The following is a 14,807-nucleotide window of genomic DNA, read 5'->3' as shown; positions in this document are numbered from 1 at the left end:
TAAATTGACCAGTGAAACGGCTGTTGCTTAACAATTAAAAATCTTTCCTTTACCTTTCGGAGCGCAATTTCTGCGATATTGAATTAGACGGCAATCGCGTTTGTCAAAGAAAAGGGCCTTTCATGAAGATCAGAAGATCAGTCCTCCTGTTCTGCCTTTGGTTTGGCATGTTGCTGGGCCAGGCAGCTGCGGCACGCGAATTGGTAATTGGAACAATCAGCGATGAACCGGTCAAGGAAACCCGCAGTTTCCTGCCATTCGCCCGGCATTTGGCGGCAGAGTTGCAGGTTCTGGGTTTTACAGGGGGCCAGGTTGTCATCGCGCGGGATGTTGGCCATATGGCGCAGCTCCTGCGCAAGGGCGAGGTCGATGTTTATGTCGACAGCCCTCTGGTTTCTTTGGCGGTCAGGGCCAAATGCGGCAGCCGGCTGCTGGCCCGGCAATGGAAGCGGGGCATCGGTCTTTATCACTCTGTCATTTTTGCCCGCCGGGACAGCGGTATCCGTTCGCTGCAGGACTTGAAAGGCCGCGTTGTTGCATTTGAAGAAGCGTTTTCCTCCAGCGGCTATTTCCTGCCATGGCTGGAGATACGCGCACAGTCCGTGCCCTTGACCGCGCTGGATGGGCCGCGGTCGCAGCGCCCTGAAGGCGCGGCAGGGTATGTATTTTCAGGTGATGATGAAAACACGCTCGAGTGGGTGCTGCGCGGCTTGGTAGATGCTGGAGCCATGTCGCTGCGGGGATTGAAGATGCGGGCGGGCGGGGACCTGGGCGATCTTGAAATCCTTGCTGAGACTGCGGCGATCCCCCGCCATGTCGTCAGTGTGCCCCCAGGCGCACCGGAAGAGTTTTCCAGCACGCTGCTGACTGTTCTGATTGGCTTGGATCAAAGCGAGGCTGGCCGGCAGGCCTTGCAAAGCTTTGAGGGAACAACAAAATTCGACGCAATCCCTGATCAGACCCTGGATGTGCTGGAGCAATTTCAGAAACCGGTTTCAAATCTCCTTGGAGGCAGCTGACATGCAGGCGCCGGGTCTTCGCAGTAAGCTGGTTGCCTACACCGTTCTGATTGTTCTGGCCGTTGCCGGTTCTATTTCCTTCATTTCGGTCAGGCTGGCCCACAAGACTGCAATCTCTGCTTATGAACGCCATGTGATGGACTTGGGCAAAACCCTTGCCGAGGCCGTGCTGGAGCCGCTGTATGAACTGGACATCAAGCACTTGCGCCAGCAAGCCGGTTCCGTATTGGCCAGCGAAGGCGCGGTCCGTGCGCTGATCCTGGACGCCGGCACCAGGGTGCTGACAGACGGAAGCGATGCCAATCCTCTTCGGGGCCAACGGTTTGCAGATTCGATTTTGCAGGACCCCAGGGATGAAAAGACGTGGGCAGCGCTGGCTGAAAACAATCAGATCAGGGTCGCCGGCCCGGTTCTGGCCACTGCCGATTCACGGCTTGGCTACGTGGTTCTGGAGTTCTCCACGGAAAGGCTGGAAAAGGAAACGATGGCGCATGCGCAGCAAATTCTTCTGCTTTCCGGCCTTTCTGCCCTGCTTGCATCGGCCGCTGCTGTCATCATGTCCAACCGGATCACCAGCCCGGTGCTACGGCTGACAAAGTTTGCATCCAGCATACGCCGCGGCGGCAATGTGCGCCGTCCGCCGGATTGCGGCCAGGACGAAATCGGACGCCTGGCTCAGGCCTTCGGCGATGTTCTGGGCTATCTCGATCACAGTAACGCAGAACTGAAGGCGCTGACGGAAACGCTTGAAGACAAGGTGAAAGAGCGGACCCGGGCAGCGGAGGCGGGAAACAAGGCAAAATCGGAGTTTTTGGCAACGATGAGCCACGAGATAAGAACGCCGATGAATGCGGTTCTTGGAATGGCGTCGCTGCTTGAAGAAACGGAGCTGGACGAGGATCAGGCGCTTTATGCGAGAACCATCCTGGAGTCTGGCGAAGCCTTGCTGGACATCATCAACGAGATCCTCGACTTCTCCAAGATAGAAGCCGGCAAGCTGGAGCTGCGAAAGGCACCGCTCGACCTGAAGGAAACTCTTTCCAGCGTGGTACTGATGCTGAGCCCAAAGGCAGCGGAGAGCCAGGTAGCCTTGACCCTGGACTATGCGCCGGGCTTGCCCGGCTCCGTTCTGGGTGACGAGGGGCGCATCCGGCAGATCATTGTCAACCTGGTCGGCAATGCTGTGAAGTTCACTGAGCAGGGGTCTGTGACGGTCCGGGTATCCGGCCAGGAAGCGGGATCGCAGCTCCAACTGGCTATTGCAGTTCAGGATACCGGGGTGGGCATTCCAGAGGACAAGCTGGCCAGTATCTTCAGCGCGTTCTCCCAGGCCAACAGCGCCCCGACCCGCGATTTCGGCGGCACGGGCCTGGGTCTCAGCATTGCGTCGCGTCTTGCCCGGCTCATGGGCGGGGAGATTGCCGTTGACTCCTCTTTGGGCGCGGGGTCGACGTTTACTTTCCGCTGCTCGTTTGAACAGGCCCGCGATTTCGAACCAGGGTGACCCTTGGCTTCGCCTGTCTCTAATAAATCTCCGCACGGGCACCGCAGCAGGCGGGCCGCCTGACGCTCTGCCTCCCTGCGGCGGGCCGCAAGAGCGCGCGCGGCAGAGGCGGCAAGCCTCTGCGCCGGGCATATGCCCCGGGAAATCGGGTGCGTTCCATTCATAGGTTCTGCCTATAGTTAGATTGTTTTTTGCGATTTTACATATGGAATTTTGGGGGACAAAGATGCCTTGAGATGGATTTTGGAGATTTCGGATGAGAGTTTGCAAGGATCCGCTGGAAGGTCCGCGGCAGGGAGAGCCGTATCTTCTGACGCCCGGTCCGCTGACGACGTCTTATGCGGTGAAGGCGGCGATGCTGCGGGACTGGGGCAGCTGGGATGACGATTTCCGGGCGATGACGCGGGAAATCCGCCGCCGCCTGCTGTCGCTTCTGGGGGCGGGGGCGGAGGATTTCGACTGCGTGCCGATGCAGGGCTCCGGCAGTTTTGCGGTGGAGGCGATGCTGGGCTCCTTCATCCCCGGCGATGGCAAGGCGCTGGTGCTGGCCAACGGGGCCTACGGGCAGCGCTCGGCGCAGACGCTGGCCTATCTGGGCCGCGATCACGCGGTGCTGGACAAGGGCGACTACCTGCCGCCGCGCGGGGAGGAGGTGGCGCGGATCCTGGCGGAGGATCCGGCGATCACCCATGTGGTGGCGATCCATTGCGAGACCTCCTCGGGCATCCTGAACCCGGTGGCGGAGATTTCCGAGGCGGTTTATGCGGCGGGCCGCAAGCTGCTGATCGACTCGATGTCGGCCTTTGGCGCCATTGAGCTGCAGCCCGCGCAGATCCGCTTTGAGGCGATGGTGTCTTCGGCCAACAAATGCATCGAAGGGGTGCCGGGCTTTGGCTTTGTGCTTGCCCGCAAGGCGGAGCTGGAGGCGGCCAGGGGCAACAGCCATTCGCTTTCCCTGGATGTGCATGCGCAATGGGCGGCGATGGAGAAGACGGGCCAGTGGCGGTTCACGCCGCCGACCCATGTGGTGGCCTCTTTCCTGGAGGCGCTGAAGGCGCATGAGGCCGAGGGCGGCGTGGCGGGGCGCGGCGCGCGCTATGCCAGGAACCGCGATGTGATGGTGGCCGGCATGCGGGAATTGGGGTTTGAAACCCTGCTGGAAAGCCGCTGGCTCAGCCCCATCATCGTCACCTTCTTCTGCCCGGCGGATGAGAGCTTTGTGTTCAGCCGCTTTTACGGTCTGATGAAGGAAAAGGGCTTTATCCTCTACCCGGGCAAGCTGACGGTTGTGGACAGTTTCCGCATCGGCTGCATCGGCCAGATGGATGAGCATGTGATGCGGCGGGTTGCGGCTGCCGCCAAGGAAACGCTGGCCGAAATGGGCGTCGCCAGCGCGGCGCCGCCCGCCGCGGCGCTGGAAGAACGCGCCAAACTGGCGGCCTGAAGAGACAAGCCTGAAAGATAAAGGACTTCGACATATGACCATTCACTCCCCCGTTGTGGCAAACGGCCGCGCCTATGCGGTGCCCCGGGCCTGCGCGATTGCCATCTGCCTGGACGGCTGCGAGCCGGAGTATCTGGACAAGGCGATTGCCGATGGCCTGATGCCCGCGCTTAGGCGGATGCGGGCGGAAGGCACCGACCGGCTGGCCCATTCGGTGGTGCCGAGCTTCACCAACCCCAACAACCTCAGCATTGCCACCGGCCGGCCGCCGGTGGTGCACGGGATCTGCGGCAACTACCTGATCGACCCTGAGACCGGCGAAGAGGTGATGATGAACGACGTGCGCTTTTTGCGCGCGCCCACGGTGTTCAAGGCCTTCTATGATGCGGGTGCGCGGGTGGCGGTGGTCACCGCCAAGGACAAGCTGCGGGCGCTTCTGGGTGCGGGGCTGGCGTTTGATGAGGACCGCGCCAAGTGTTTCTCGGCTGAAAAATCAGATAGTTCAACCGCGGCAGAGCACGGCCAGGAGAAGGCCAGCGAATGGCTGGGCATGGCGCAGCCCGAGGTTTATTCGGCAGAGCTGAGCGAATTTGTCTTTGCTGCCGGGGTGAAGCTTTTGAAGGAATGGGCGCCGGATGTGATGTATCTGACCACCACCGATTACGTGCAGCACAAATACAGCCCCGATCAGGCAGAGGCCAAGGCCTTCTATGCGATGTTCGACAAGTACCTGGCGGAGCTGGATGCGCTGGGGGCAGCGATCGTGGTCACCGCCGATCACGGCATGAAGCCCAAGCATCACGCCGACGGCTCGCCCAGCGTGATCTATGTGCAGGACCTGATGGACGAGTGGCTGGGCGAAGGCCAGGCGCGGGTGATCCTGCCGATCACCGACCCCTATGTTGTCCACCACGGCGCGCTTGGCTCCTTTGCCACCTGCTACCTGCCCGAGGGCGCGGACCGGGCGGCGATCATGGGGAAACTGGCAGGTTATGATGCGATCACCGATGTGCTGACCCGCGAAGAGGCGGTGGCCCGGTTTGAGCTGCCGGCCGACCGGATCGGCGACATCATCCTGGTCTCCGGCGAGAACATCTGCATCGGCACATCCGAGCACCGCCACGATCTGGCGGCGCTGAATGAGCCGCTGCGCTCCCATGGCGGGCTGACCGAACAGGAGGTCCCCTTCATCTGCAACCGCGTCCTGCCGCTGCCGCAAGCGCCGGTGCTGCGCAATTTTGATGCCTTCTTCTATGCCGCGCAGGCGGCGGCGCTGTAACGGGGAGCCTGACCATGAGCACTATTGAAATCCGCAACGAGGGCATGCGCATCGGCGGCGAGGTTGTGTTTACCGAGGATACCGTGCCGGTCCATTACCCCTATACGGGCGAAGTAGTGGGCCATGTGCCTGCAGGCCAGGCGGAACATGCCCGCATGGCCTTTGAGATTGCCGCGAATTACACGCCCAAGCTGACGCGCTACGAGCGCAGCCGGATCCTGCAGCGCGCGGGCGAACTGATCGGCGAGAAACGGGACTGGCTGGCCAAATGGCTGACGCTGGAGCTGGGCATCTGCCACCAGCACGCGGTCTATGAGACCAAGCGCGCCCAGGACGTCTATCAGTTCGCCGCCGCCGAGGCGCTGAAGGACGACGGCGAGATCTTCTCCTGCGACCTGACCCACAACGGCAAGGCGCGCAAGATCTTCACCAAGCGCGAGCCGGTCAAGGCGATCTCGGCGATCACCCCGTTCAACCACCCGCTGAACATGGTCAGCCACAAGATCGCGCCCGCGATTGCCACCAACAACTGCATGGTCTGCAAGCCGACCGAGCTGACGCCGCTGACCTGCATTGCGCTGGCCGATATCCTCTATGAAGCAGGCCTGCCGCCGGAGATGTTCCAGGTGGTGACCGGCTGGCCCAAGGACATTGGCGATGAGATGATCACCAATGAAAACATCGACATCATCACCTTCACGGGCGGCGTGCCGGTGGGCAAGATGATTGCCGAGAAGGGCGTCTACAAGCGGCAGGCGCTGGAACTGGGCGGCAACGACCCGCTGATCGTGCTGAATGATCTGTCGGATGCCGATCTGGAAAAGGCGGCCGCCATTGCGGTGGCTGGCGCCACCGGCAACTCCGGCCAGCGCTGCACCGCGATCAAGCGCATCCTGGTGCAGGAAAGCGTGGCTGACCGCTTTGTGCCGCTGGTGCTGGAGAAGGCGCAGAAGATCAAGTTCGGCGACCCGCAGGATCCGGCAACCGAGCTTGGCTGCGTCATCCACGGCAAGGCGGCGGAGCTGTTTGAAAACCGGGTGCTGCAGGCGGCGGAGGAAGGTGCCGAGATCCTCTATCATCCGCCCCGCCAGGGTGCGCTGCTGCCGCCGATCGTGGTCGACCGCGTGCCCCACAACAGCGAATTGGTGATGGAGGAGACCTTCGGCCCGGTCATTCCGGTTGTCCGGGTGCCGGATGACGACGCCGAGGTGATGCGGATCTCCAATTCCACGGAGTTCGGCCTGTCCTCCGGTGTCTGCACCAACGACCTGAACCGCGCGATTGCCTATATCAACGGTCTGGACGTGGGCACCTGCAACATCTGGGAACAGCCCGGCTACCGCATCGAAATGTCCCCCTTCGGCGGCATCAAGGACAGTGGCAACGGCGTCAAGGAAGGCGTCATCGAGGCCATGAAATTCTTCACAAACGTCAAGACATACTCCCTCCCCTGGCCGGAGTAAAACACGCCACAGGGGGGACAGCTCCGCCCGGCCCCGGCCCTTTTGACGTTTCCCTTTTAACCCCCTCGAACGGAGGCGGCACATGCTTGTCCATACGGAAGGTGAATCCAACACCTCGGAGGCCCGCAAGGCCTGGCTGAAAAAATCCATCGGCCCCAATTCCGCGCCGCTGCTGGAGCGGGACGCGGGGGTCTTCCTGCATCAGAGCCTGTCCAGCCCCTGCGTCAGCACCATTGCCAAGGCCGAAGGCATCTGGATTGAGGATAGGGACGGCCGCCGCTTCATGGATTTCCACGGCAATTCGGTGCATCACCTGGGCTATGGCCACCCCAGGCTGGTCGCGGCCATCAAGCAGCAGCTGGATGATCTCCCGTTTGCGCCGCGTCGCTTCACCAATGAACCGGCGGTGGAACTGGCCGAGAAACTGGCGGCGATCACTCCCGGCGATCTGGGCAAGAACTCTTTTCACCACCGGCGGCTCCGACGCCAATGAGGTGGCGCTGAAAATCGCCCGCGCCGCCACCGGGCGGTTCAAGACCCTCAGCTTCTGGGATGCGTTTCACGGCGCGGGCTTTGGCGCTGCCTCGGTCGGGGGGGAGGCCACCTTCCGCAGCCATATCGCAGGCCCCTTGCTGCCGGGAACCGAGCATGTGGCGCCGTTCAGCCACTCGGACTGCGCTTATGGCCGCAAGTCGCTGGAAGCCAGCGCCGAGGCTTGCGCGCGGATGATCGACTATGTTCTGGGGCGCGACGGCGACTATTGCGCCTTCATTGCTGAAGCGATGCGGGCGGTCCCGAATGTGCCGCCGCCGGGGTTCTGGAAATCGGTGCGCGAGATTTGCGACCGCCATGGTGTGCTCTTGATCCTGGATGAAATCCCCACCGGGCTGGGCAAGACCGGGCAGATGTTCTCCTTCCAGCATGACGGGATCGTGCCGGACATGGTGACGCTGGGCAAATCGCTGGGCGGCGGCATCCTGCCCATCGCTGCCTGTGTGGCGCGGCGCGATCTGGATGTGTGCGGGGATTTTGCCATCGGCCATTACACGCATGAGAAAAACCCGGTCACCGCCCGCGCAGCCTTGACGACGCTTCAAATCATTGAAGAAGAGGGGCTGGTGGAGCGCGCGGCGGAACTTGGCAGCTATGCCGTGGCCAGGCTGCGGGAACAGCTGGCTGGTGTGCCGGCGGTTGCTGATATCCGGGGCCGCGGTCTTATGTTCGGGGTCGAGATTACGGGCGGCAGTGAAGACCGGTCAGAGGCACACCAGCGCGCTGAACAGATATACTATGCTTGCCTGGACGCGGGCCTCAGCTTCAAGATCAGCCAGGGCAATGTCCTGACCCTGTCACCGCCGCTGACGATTTCGCGGGCTGACCTGACCCGGGCGCTGGATATCGTGACCGCTGCGGTCAAGGCTGTTCGGTAGCGTGCCGGCACAGCTGTCAGACAAAAGGCGCAGGACAAGAACGCAAAGATTCTGAAGCCTGGCACATGCGGTATGGCGCTGTTCTGGAGTGCAATGCCGCCGGCTCCCGCCCGGTCCAAGGGGAAAGATGCGCGCGCGCAGGTTTCTCCCCTTGAATGGTATCTGGTCCGGCCAAGGCCCGGCGGGGACACTCCGCACCCGCTGGAGGGGAAGAGCCTTGGCCGTCCCAATCCCGGCCTGAAACCAGGCTGGGATTTTCTGGTGTGCGGCGGTCAGGCGTCCTGGCCGGACCGGTCGCCCAGCTCTGCGTTCAGGCTCAGTTCCTTGCCTTTTCGCAGGACTTCGATCTGTGACAGCTCTCCCGGCGCGGTCACCGCAACGGCGGCCGTAAGATCCCGCATCTCAGCGATTTCCTTGCCGCCGAAGCGCAGCACGACATCGCCTGGTTTCAGCCCTGCTTCCGCCGCCGGGCTGTCTGCAACAACACTTTCGATCACCACACCCTTGCCCGCGTCCCGGCCCAGCACGTTGGCCGCGTCTTCCGACAGCGGCTTGATCTGCACACCCAGCCAGCCGCGGGCAATCTCGCCGTCGTCTTCCAGGTCGGCGACGATTTTCTGCACCATGTCGGAGGGCACCGCGAAACCGATCCCGACTGAGCCGCCGCCTGGCGAGTAGATCATGGTGTTGACGCCGACGACCTCGCCCTCGGCATTGAACAGGGGTCCGCCGGAATTGCCCTTGTTGATCGCCGCGTCGGTCTGGATGAAGTCGTCAAAGGGGCCTGAGTTGATATTGCGCGAGGTGGCCGAGACGATGCCGGAGGTCACAGTGCCTGCCAGGCCAAAGGGGCTGCCCATGGCAAGCACCTCGTCGCCCACCCTCAATGCGCCGGAGGAGCCGAATTCAACTGCGGTCAGCGGCGCGTCCGCCTCAATCCTCAGCAGCGCTATATCGGTCAGCGGGTCGGCACCGATCACGGTGGCCTCATGCTTGCTGCCGTCGGCCAGGGTGACCGAGACGGTCTGCGCATCGTCGATCACATGGTGGTTGGTGACGATCAGCCCGTCCTCGGCAATCACAAAACCAGAGCCTGCGCCCTTGACCGGGCGGTCATGATCAAACTGGGGGATGCGCCCGCCAAAACGGCGCATGAATTCTTCCATGAACTTGTCGTTCGGCATGGCTTGGCGGCCGGCAGCAGGCTGCGCCTTGCCGGTAACCTCGACAAAGACAACGGCCGGTGAAATGGCCTCGACCAGATCGGCATAGCCGCCGGCGGGCACCGCCAGCGCAGGCGCAGGGGCCAGGGGGAACATGGCAGCTGCCGAGGCAGCGGCGGTGAGGGCAAAGGCCAACCGTTTGGGAGCGTGGGTTCCGGGCATCTTCATTTCCTTGCGTTCGAAGTGATGCAAGGCAAATGGCAGGCCCGGATTTCAATGTCCTGACGCGTTCTATACAGATCTGTAATGTGTGCCCGGGTTCATTCCCGTGTAATTCAGGCAGGCAGCAAAGCGAGGGAAACCGTGAAGATCCTGGTGATAGAAGACGACGCCACCACCGGTCCTTACGTGGCTGCGGGACTGCGCGAGGAAGGCCACACGGCCGATCTTGTCACCGATGGCCGCGACGGGCTGCTGCAGGCAACTGCCGCTGATTACGACGTGCTGGTCGTCGACCGGATGCTGCCAAGCCTCGACGGGCTGAGCCTGATCAAGACCCTGCGCGGCGCCGGGGTGCGGACCCCTGCCATCATGCTGACGGCGCTGAGCGGGGTGAACGACCGCATCGAGGGGCTGGAAGCGGGTGCAGATGATTATCTCGTCAAACCTTTTGCCTTTGGCGAATTGTCTGCCCGGGTGGCGGCACTGGCCCGGCGCCCCGGTCTTCAAACGCAGGAAACGGTGCTGCGCGCGGGCGGGCTGGAAATGGACTTGATCCGCCGCAGGGTCACCCGCGATGGCCAGGAAATTGACCTGCTGCCGCGGGAGTTCCGGCTGCTGGAGCATTTGCTGAGCCGCAAAGGCCGGGTTCAGACCCGTACCATGCTGCTGGAAGCCGTGTGGGACATCAGCTTTGATCCGCAGACAAATGTGGTAGAGACGCATATCTCCCGGCTGCGGGCCAAGGTGGACAAGCCTTTCTCCGGAGGTTTGATCGAAACCGTGCGCGGAGCGGGGTACCGGATTGCCGAATGACCTGAAGACCCGCGTGCGGGCGCTGCTGCGCTCCTCGCCAGTGCGGCAGTCGCTGTGGCTGTCGCTGCTGTTCGCGGCTGCCAGCTCGCTCAGTCTCGGCATTACCTATTACGTGGCGCATGGGGCGCAGCGGCAGGCGATCGAGGAAAGCCTGACCCAGGACATGGCGGGCTTTCGCGCGACGCCTTCCGCCGCAGCGCTGGCAGCGCTTGTGAATGCGGAAACCGCCGAGACTGACCCGCAGCGCCGCCTGCTGAGCTACCGCCGCCCGGGCGGGCGCGTTGTTGCGGGCAATGCTGCCATCATGCAGCAGCAAACAGGTTTCCGGGTTGTGGTACTGGGGCAGCAGCCGGTTGAAATCACCGGCCGCTTCATTTCACTCAGCGACTATATCCACGGCGGGCTGCTGACAGTGGCACAAAGCGCCAAGCCGCTGGACGACCTGCGCCAGACATATCTGCGGGTGGTTCTCTTCGGGCTGCTGCCGGCCATCGTCATTGCCGTGCTGGGCGGCGTTCTGCTGGCGCGCCGGTCGGCCCGGGCGCTGGCAGGAATTGAGCAGGCTTTGTCCGCTCTGACTTCGGGTGATCTCAGCGCCAGGGTGCCGCAATCGCAGCAGCGGCAAGGGGATCTTGCCCGCATCAGCCGCAGGGTGAACCGCATGGCGCAGGCGCAGCAGCAGTCCACCGAAGCGCTGCGGCAGGTTTCTGCAGATATCGCCCATGACCTGAAGACCCCGATCCAGCGGGTTGCGGTGCAGCTTGCCCGCTTGCAGGAGATGCCCGGCCTGCCGCAGGATGCACAGCTGATGGCGGATCAGGCGCTGGAAGAAACCCGCGGCATGACCCGCATCTTTCAGTCGCTTCTGCAGATCGCACAACTGGAGGGCGGCTCGCCCAGGTCCCGGTTCGAACCCGTGGATCTGAAAGAGATTGCCGCGACCTTTACCGAAATCTATGAGCCCGCAGCGGAGGAAGAAGGCCGCGAGCTCACTCTGAACCTGCCTGAAGAGGCGGCAATCGTTTCCGGCGACCGCGGCCTGCTTGGGCAGCTTCTGGCCAATCTGATTGAAAACGCCCTGCGCCACACCCCGCCCGGCACCGCCATTGGGGTGGCAGTGCGCCAGGAAGGCGGCTCGGCCATCCTGTCTGTGCGCGACCATGGCCCCGGCATCCCGCAAGGTGAGCATCAGAACGTGCTGCGCCGCCTCTACCGGCTGGAGCAAAGCCGCACCACCCCGGGCAGCGGGCTAGGCCTTAGCCTGGTTGCCGCAATTGCAGAATTGCATGGGGCCAGGCTGAGCCTCATAGATGCGGAGCCGGGCCTGAAAGCAGAAGTGGCTTTCTGCCGCTAATCTCCTGTTGCCAGCCCTTCCAAAACCCCAGCCAGCCGTTTCACAAGCCGCGGAATGATCCGCTCATCCACACCAGAGAACCCCAGCACCAGCGCGGCGCGGCCCAACGGCTCAATGCAGTAGACCGAGATCGGCAGCGAGTCGATGCCCGCCTCCAGCAGCGCCTCATGCGCGGCCTGATCGCCGATCCCCGCCTTTAGCCAGGCCACCATATGCATCCCGGCATCAGTGCGCTGCGGCGCCAGGAATTCGCCGCAGTCGCGTGCCAAGCTCTCAAACAGCACATCCCGCCGGGTCCGGTACAGCCGGCGCATCTTGCGGATATGCTCGGTGAACCGCCCGTCCTCCATGAACCGCGCCATTGCTTCCTCCACCACGGCGGAGGAGTTCTGCCCCAGCAGGTTGCGCGCGGTGGCAAAGGTCTCGGTGAATTCCGGCGGCACCACCACATAGCCCAGCCGCATCGCCGCAAACATCGACTTGGAGAACGTGCCGACATAAAACACCCGCCGCGCGCTGTCCAAGGCGCTGAGTGCGGGCAGCGGCCGGCCGCGGTAGCGGAACTCGCTGTCGTAGTCGTCCTCGATGATCCAGGCGTTGTTTTCCTGCGCGTAATTCAGCAGCGCCAGCCGCCGCCCCAGGCTCATGGTGGTGCCCAGGGGCTGCTGGTGCGACGGCGTGGTGAAGATCAAGGCCGGCTTGGCGTGCCGGCCGATTGCATGGTCCAGATCCAGCCCCTCGCCATCCACCGGCACCGGCGCCACATCGGCGCCCATGATCTGCATCACGTCCCGTCCGGCAATATGGCCGGGGTTCTCGTACCAGACCGTATCCCCCTGGTTCAGCAGCACAAAGGCAATCAGCACAAAGGCCTGCTGTGCGCCCGAGGTGATAATCACCCGCTCCGCATCCACCTTCATGCCGCGCGCATCCGACAGATGCCGGGCAATCGCCTCGCGCAGGGCGGCGTTGCCATTCACCTGCCCATAGCTGAGGCTGCGGCGCCCGTCCCGCGCCATCGCCTCGGCCATGTATTTGTTCCACAGCTTCACCGGAAACTGATCCAGCGCCGGCACGCCCGGGCGGAACGGCGCCGTCTCGCCATAGCGCGCCACCGATTTCGACGCCGCAATGGTCCGCGCCCGCTCCGATATCTCGATCCCCGGCGGCTTGTCCCGGCGCCGCGGCGTGCGGACCTGCGGAAACGCCTCGGTATCCAGCCCGTCCGCCACAAAGGTCCCCGCCCCGGTTTTCGCCTGGGCATAACCCTCGGCGATGATCTGTTCATAGACGTTCTTCACCGTGATCCGCGAAATCCCCAGCTCCTGCGCCAGCTCGCGGGTCGAGGGCAGCTTTTGCCCCGGCGCCAGCGACCCGTCCAGGATCAGCCGCCGCAGCGAGGCATCCAGCTGCCGGTAAATCGGCACCGAAAATTCGCGTTCAATTGTGAAACCTTGCAGCAGCGCACCGCCGGGGGATTTGGGCATGGCTCAAAGTGGGTCTATGATTGGATCAATAGCGGGTATAGTTGATGTGCCCACTCTTGGATAGCTTTATTCCCAACCGGCGCGCCCCGCGTGCCACGGGTTCACCAAGGTTCGAGGCCGATCCATGACCAGAATTGAAGACTACGCATTCCCCAAGGGGCTGGACCTGTTGCGCGCCTGGCAGGCGGGCGACGCTGAAGCCAAAGCAGAAATGACACGGGTGTTCGACGCCGCCATTGCCGGCGATTTTGACGCGAACTTCGGCCAGAAAGCCGACCCGGGCCGCGTCAACAGCGTGGCCTCTGTTCACATGCTGGCGCTGGCGGTGCTGAATGATCTCTACGGTATCGAAACCCGCGAGTATTATCACGAGGACCCCTACCGCTATGTCCGCGCCAACCTCGCGGTCAGCCGCCTGCTGGGGGTGAATAAATTCTACATCACCTGGGCGCTCTATGCCTGGTCCTGCGAGCCGTTGGGCCAGACTATGATGTACCCGGACAAATACCCGCCGGGCGCCGACCCCGACGACATGCTGATCAACAAGGACAACTGGCGCGACCTCAAGACCCCGGATTTCACCACCGGCGTGCCCCTGGCGATCACCAAGATCCTGCGGGTGCATGAGGAACTGACCGGCCTGCCGCCGCTCTTGCAGATCACTGCGCCCTACAGCCTCGCCGCCGATATCTATGGGCAGGAGCCGCTCTTGGGCGATGTGGTGAACGACCCTGACGAGGTGAACGCGCTGCTCGACCACCTGGGCGACACGGTGCTGGGCCCCTGGATGGACCATCACATTGCCACCTTCCCGAACGGCTGGATCGAGCTGTCGGATGCTTCCGGCTCGCCCTTCTTCATCGGCCCGGAAAACTGCAAGAACATGTCGATCCGCTCGATCCGCCACATGCTGCGGGACAAGCCTTATGCGGACCGTGTGTTCGACAACAACTACCGCGGCGACCACGTGGCGCTGGCCAAAAAGAAAGACCGCCGCTCCCGCCGCCGCGGCGGCACCGAGACGGCGGCCGCTGCCGCGCCCGAGCTGGCGCCATCGGAAAACCCGGCATTGCTGGAGCTGACCGACGCCAAGGTCAGCGCCAACCCGGTCTTCATCATGCGGCTGGCCGCGGACAACGTCGATATCTCGTTCTATGAGGACCAGGCGATCAAACGCAACATGCCGCTGACCTCGGGCATCGGCTCGCCGCAGATCGACCGCAACAGCATCGAGGATCTGGAGGCCACCAAGGCCGAAACCCGCGAAATGGCGCGGTCGCATGTGGCGGCGATCCGCAATGTCTGCGCGAATGTGGACCTGCCCGAGGACAACCACGTCAGCCAGGCCTGGCCAAGCCACATCTATTTCGAGGACGTCAACCTGCACACGCAGTTCGACCTGGTCGAGATCATCCTGGAAGAGGTCTACCACTCAGACCCGATCCAGTTCAAAGCCTGAAGGTTTCACTCCCCCGCCGGGTCTCCTCTGTCTGGCGCAATTGACCGGCCCCTGGGCCGGTCTTTTTTTGGGGGGGCACAGCTTCACAGGCGGGCGGAACCGGAATTCTGCAAGAATTCCGGCCATGAAAAATTGAATTTTTCATAGCCGTTTTCCGCGCCGGAAAACGG

The 14,807-nt window shown here is 62.9% G+C and carries 13 protein-coding genes; 10 read left to right on the top strand and 3 right to left on the bottom strand.

What is annotated here, in order from left to right; all coding sequences use genetic code 11:
- Window positions 1–137 precede the first annotated feature (137 nt).
- Window positions 138–338, bottom strand: a complete 201-nt coding sequence (locus ACXAEK_RS22035; protein WP_475045563.1) for a hypothetical protein — start codon at window positions 336–338, stop codon at window positions 138–140.
- Between ACXAEK_RS22035 and ACXAEK_RS22030 the strand changes: the two genes are divergently transcribed.
- The 7 genes from ACXAEK_RS22030 to ACXAEK_RS22000 all read left to right on the top strand — a co-directional run bounded on the left by ACXAEK_RS22030 (window position 270) and on the right by ACXAEK_RS22000 (window position 8,139).
- On the top strand, window positions 270–1,019 hold the full coding sequence (locus tag ACXAEK_RS22030) for a phosphate/phosphite/phosphonate ABC transporter substrate-binding protein (RefSeq protein WP_475045554.1): 750 nt from the start codon (window positions 270–272) through the stop codon (window positions 1,017–1,019). The two genes, ACXAEK_RS22035 and ACXAEK_RS22030, sit on opposite strands and share 69 nt — an antisense overlap.
- 1 nt (window position 1,020) lies before the next feature.
- Window positions 1,021–2,523, top strand: a complete 1,503-nt coding sequence (locus tag ACXAEK_RS22025; RefSeq protein WP_475045394.1) for a sensor histidine kinase — start codon at window positions 1,021–1,023, stop codon at window positions 2,521–2,523.
- Between the two features lie 256 nt (window positions 2,524–2,779).
- Window positions 2,780–3,967: a 2-aminoethylphosphonate--pyruvate transaminase gene (locus ACXAEK_RS22020; protein ID WP_475045392.1), complete on the top strand. Its 1,188-nt coding sequence runs from the start codon at window positions 2,780–2,782 to the stop codon at window positions 3,965–3,967.
- A 34-nt stretch (window positions 3,968–4,001) separates the two neighbouring features.
- A complete protein-coding gene (gene phnA / locus ACXAEK_RS22015) occupies window positions 4,002–5,246 on the top strand; it encodes a phosphonoacetate hydrolase (protein ID WP_475039299.1) in 1,245 nt (414 codons plus the stop codon).
- Between the two features lie 14 nt (window positions 5,247–5,260).
- Complete coding sequence (phnY, locus tag ACXAEK_RS22010) at window positions 5,261–6,709, top strand: phosphonoacetaldehyde dehydrogenase (RefSeq protein ID WP_475039297.1); 1,449 nt, start codon at window positions 5,261–5,263, stop codon at window positions 6,707–6,709.
- An 82-nt stretch (window positions 6,710–6,791) separates the two neighbouring features.
- Window positions 6,792–7,202 (top strand): aminotransferase class III-fold pyridoxal phosphate-dependent enzyme, encoded by a 411-nt coding sequence (locus ACXAEK_RS22005; protein ID WP_475045390.1) that lies wholly within the window; start codon window positions 6,792–6,794, stop codon window positions 7,200–7,202.
- 1 nt (window position 7,203) lies between these two features.
- Window positions 7,204–8,139, top strand: coding sequence for an aminotransferase class III-fold pyridoxal phosphate-dependent enzyme (locus ACXAEK_RS22000; protein WP_475045388.1), 936 nt, complete (start codon window positions 7,204–7,206; stop codon window positions 8,137–8,139).
- Window positions 8,140–8,411: 272 nt separating this feature from the next.
- Here the strand turns inward: ACXAEK_RS22000 and ACXAEK_RS21995 are convergent, their stop codons facing one another.
- Window positions 8,412–9,530 carry a trypsin-like peptidase domain-containing protein gene (locus tag ACXAEK_RS21995; protein ID WP_475045386.1) on the bottom strand — a complete coding sequence of 373 codons (1,119 nt, stop codon included), beginning with the start codon at window positions 9,528–9,530 and terminating at the stop codon, window positions 8,412–8,414.
- 135 nt (window positions 9,531–9,665) lie between these two features.
- Here ACXAEK_RS21995 and ACXAEK_RS21990 point away from each other — a divergent pair, with 135 nt between their 5' ends.
- Window positions 9,666–10,337, top strand: coding sequence for a winged helix-turn-helix domain-containing protein (locus tag ACXAEK_RS21990; RefSeq protein ID WP_475045384.1), 672 nt, complete (start codon window positions 9,666–9,668; stop codon window positions 10,335–10,337).
- Window positions 10,327–11,691 (top strand): HAMP domain-containing sensor histidine kinase, encoded by a 1,365-nt coding sequence (locus ACXAEK_RS21985; protein WP_475045382.1) that lies wholly within the window; start codon window positions 10,327–10,329, stop codon window positions 11,689–11,691. The genes ACXAEK_RS21990 and ACXAEK_RS21985 overlap by 11 nt, the downstream gene beginning before the upstream one ends.
- On the opposite strand, the gene pdxR is transcribed toward ACXAEK_RS21985, so the two are convergent.
- The gene (pdxR, locus tag ACXAEK_RS21980; protein WP_475045380.1) at window positions 11,688–13,178 is read right to left on the bottom strand and encodes a MocR-like pyridoxine biosynthesis transcription factor PdxR; all 1,491 of its coding nucleotides are present in this window, start codon (window positions 13,176–13,178) and stop codon (window positions 11,688–11,690) included. The two genes, ACXAEK_RS21985 and pdxR, sit on opposite strands and share 4 nt — an antisense overlap.
- A 124-nt stretch (window positions 13,179–13,302) precedes the next feature.
- On the opposite strand from pdxR, the gene ACXAEK_RS21975 reads away from it, so the two are divergent.
- Entirely contained in the window at window positions 13,303–14,637 is a 1,335-nt protein-coding gene (locus tag ACXAEK_RS21975) for a uroporphyrinogen decarboxylase family protein (protein WP_475045378.1), read from the top strand.
- Window positions 14,638–14,807: the final 170 nt, after the last annotated feature.

This window comes from Leisingera sp. ABM4_101, assembly GCF_056158725.1.
The sequence above is the reverse complement of the archived record's forward strand: the minus strand, read 5'-3'. Positions and strand labels throughout refer to the sequence as shown.

Coding starts and splice junctions, on each gene's coding strand:
- ACXAEK_RS22020 (WP_475045392.1), top strand. CDS start 2,780: ATGAGAGTTTGCAAGGATCCGCTGGAAGGTCCGCGGCAGGGAGAGCCG.
- ACXAEK_RS22005 (WP_475045390.1), top strand. CDS start 6,792: ATGCTTGTCCATACGGAAGGTGAATCCAACACCTCGGAGGCCCGCAAG.
- pdxR (WP_475045380.1), bottom strand. CDS start 13,178: ATGCCCAAATCCCCCGGCGGTGCGCTGCTGCAAGGTTTCACAATTGAA.
- phnY (WP_475039297.1), top strand. CDS start 5,261: ATGAGCACTATTGAAATCCGCAACGAGGGCATGCGCATCGGCGGCGAG.
- ACXAEK_RS22035 (WP_475045563.1), bottom strand. CDS start 338: ATGGCCAACATCCCGCGCGATGACAACCTGGCCCCCTGTAAAACCCAG.
- ACXAEK_RS21975 (WP_475045378.1), top strand. CDS start 13,303: ATGACCAGAATTGAAGACTACGCATTCCCCAAGGGGCTGGACCTGTTG.
- phnA (WP_475039299.1), top strand. CDS start 4,002: ATGACCATTCACTCCCCCGTTGTGGCAAACGGCCGCGCCTATGCGGTG.
- ACXAEK_RS22025 (WP_475045394.1), top strand. CDS start 1,021: ATGCAGGCGCCGGGTCTTCGCAGTAAGCTGGTTGCCTACACCGTTCTG.
- ACXAEK_RS21995 (WP_475045386.1), bottom strand. CDS start 9,530: ATGAAGATGCCCGGAACCCACGCTCCCAAACGGTTGGCCTTTGCCCTC.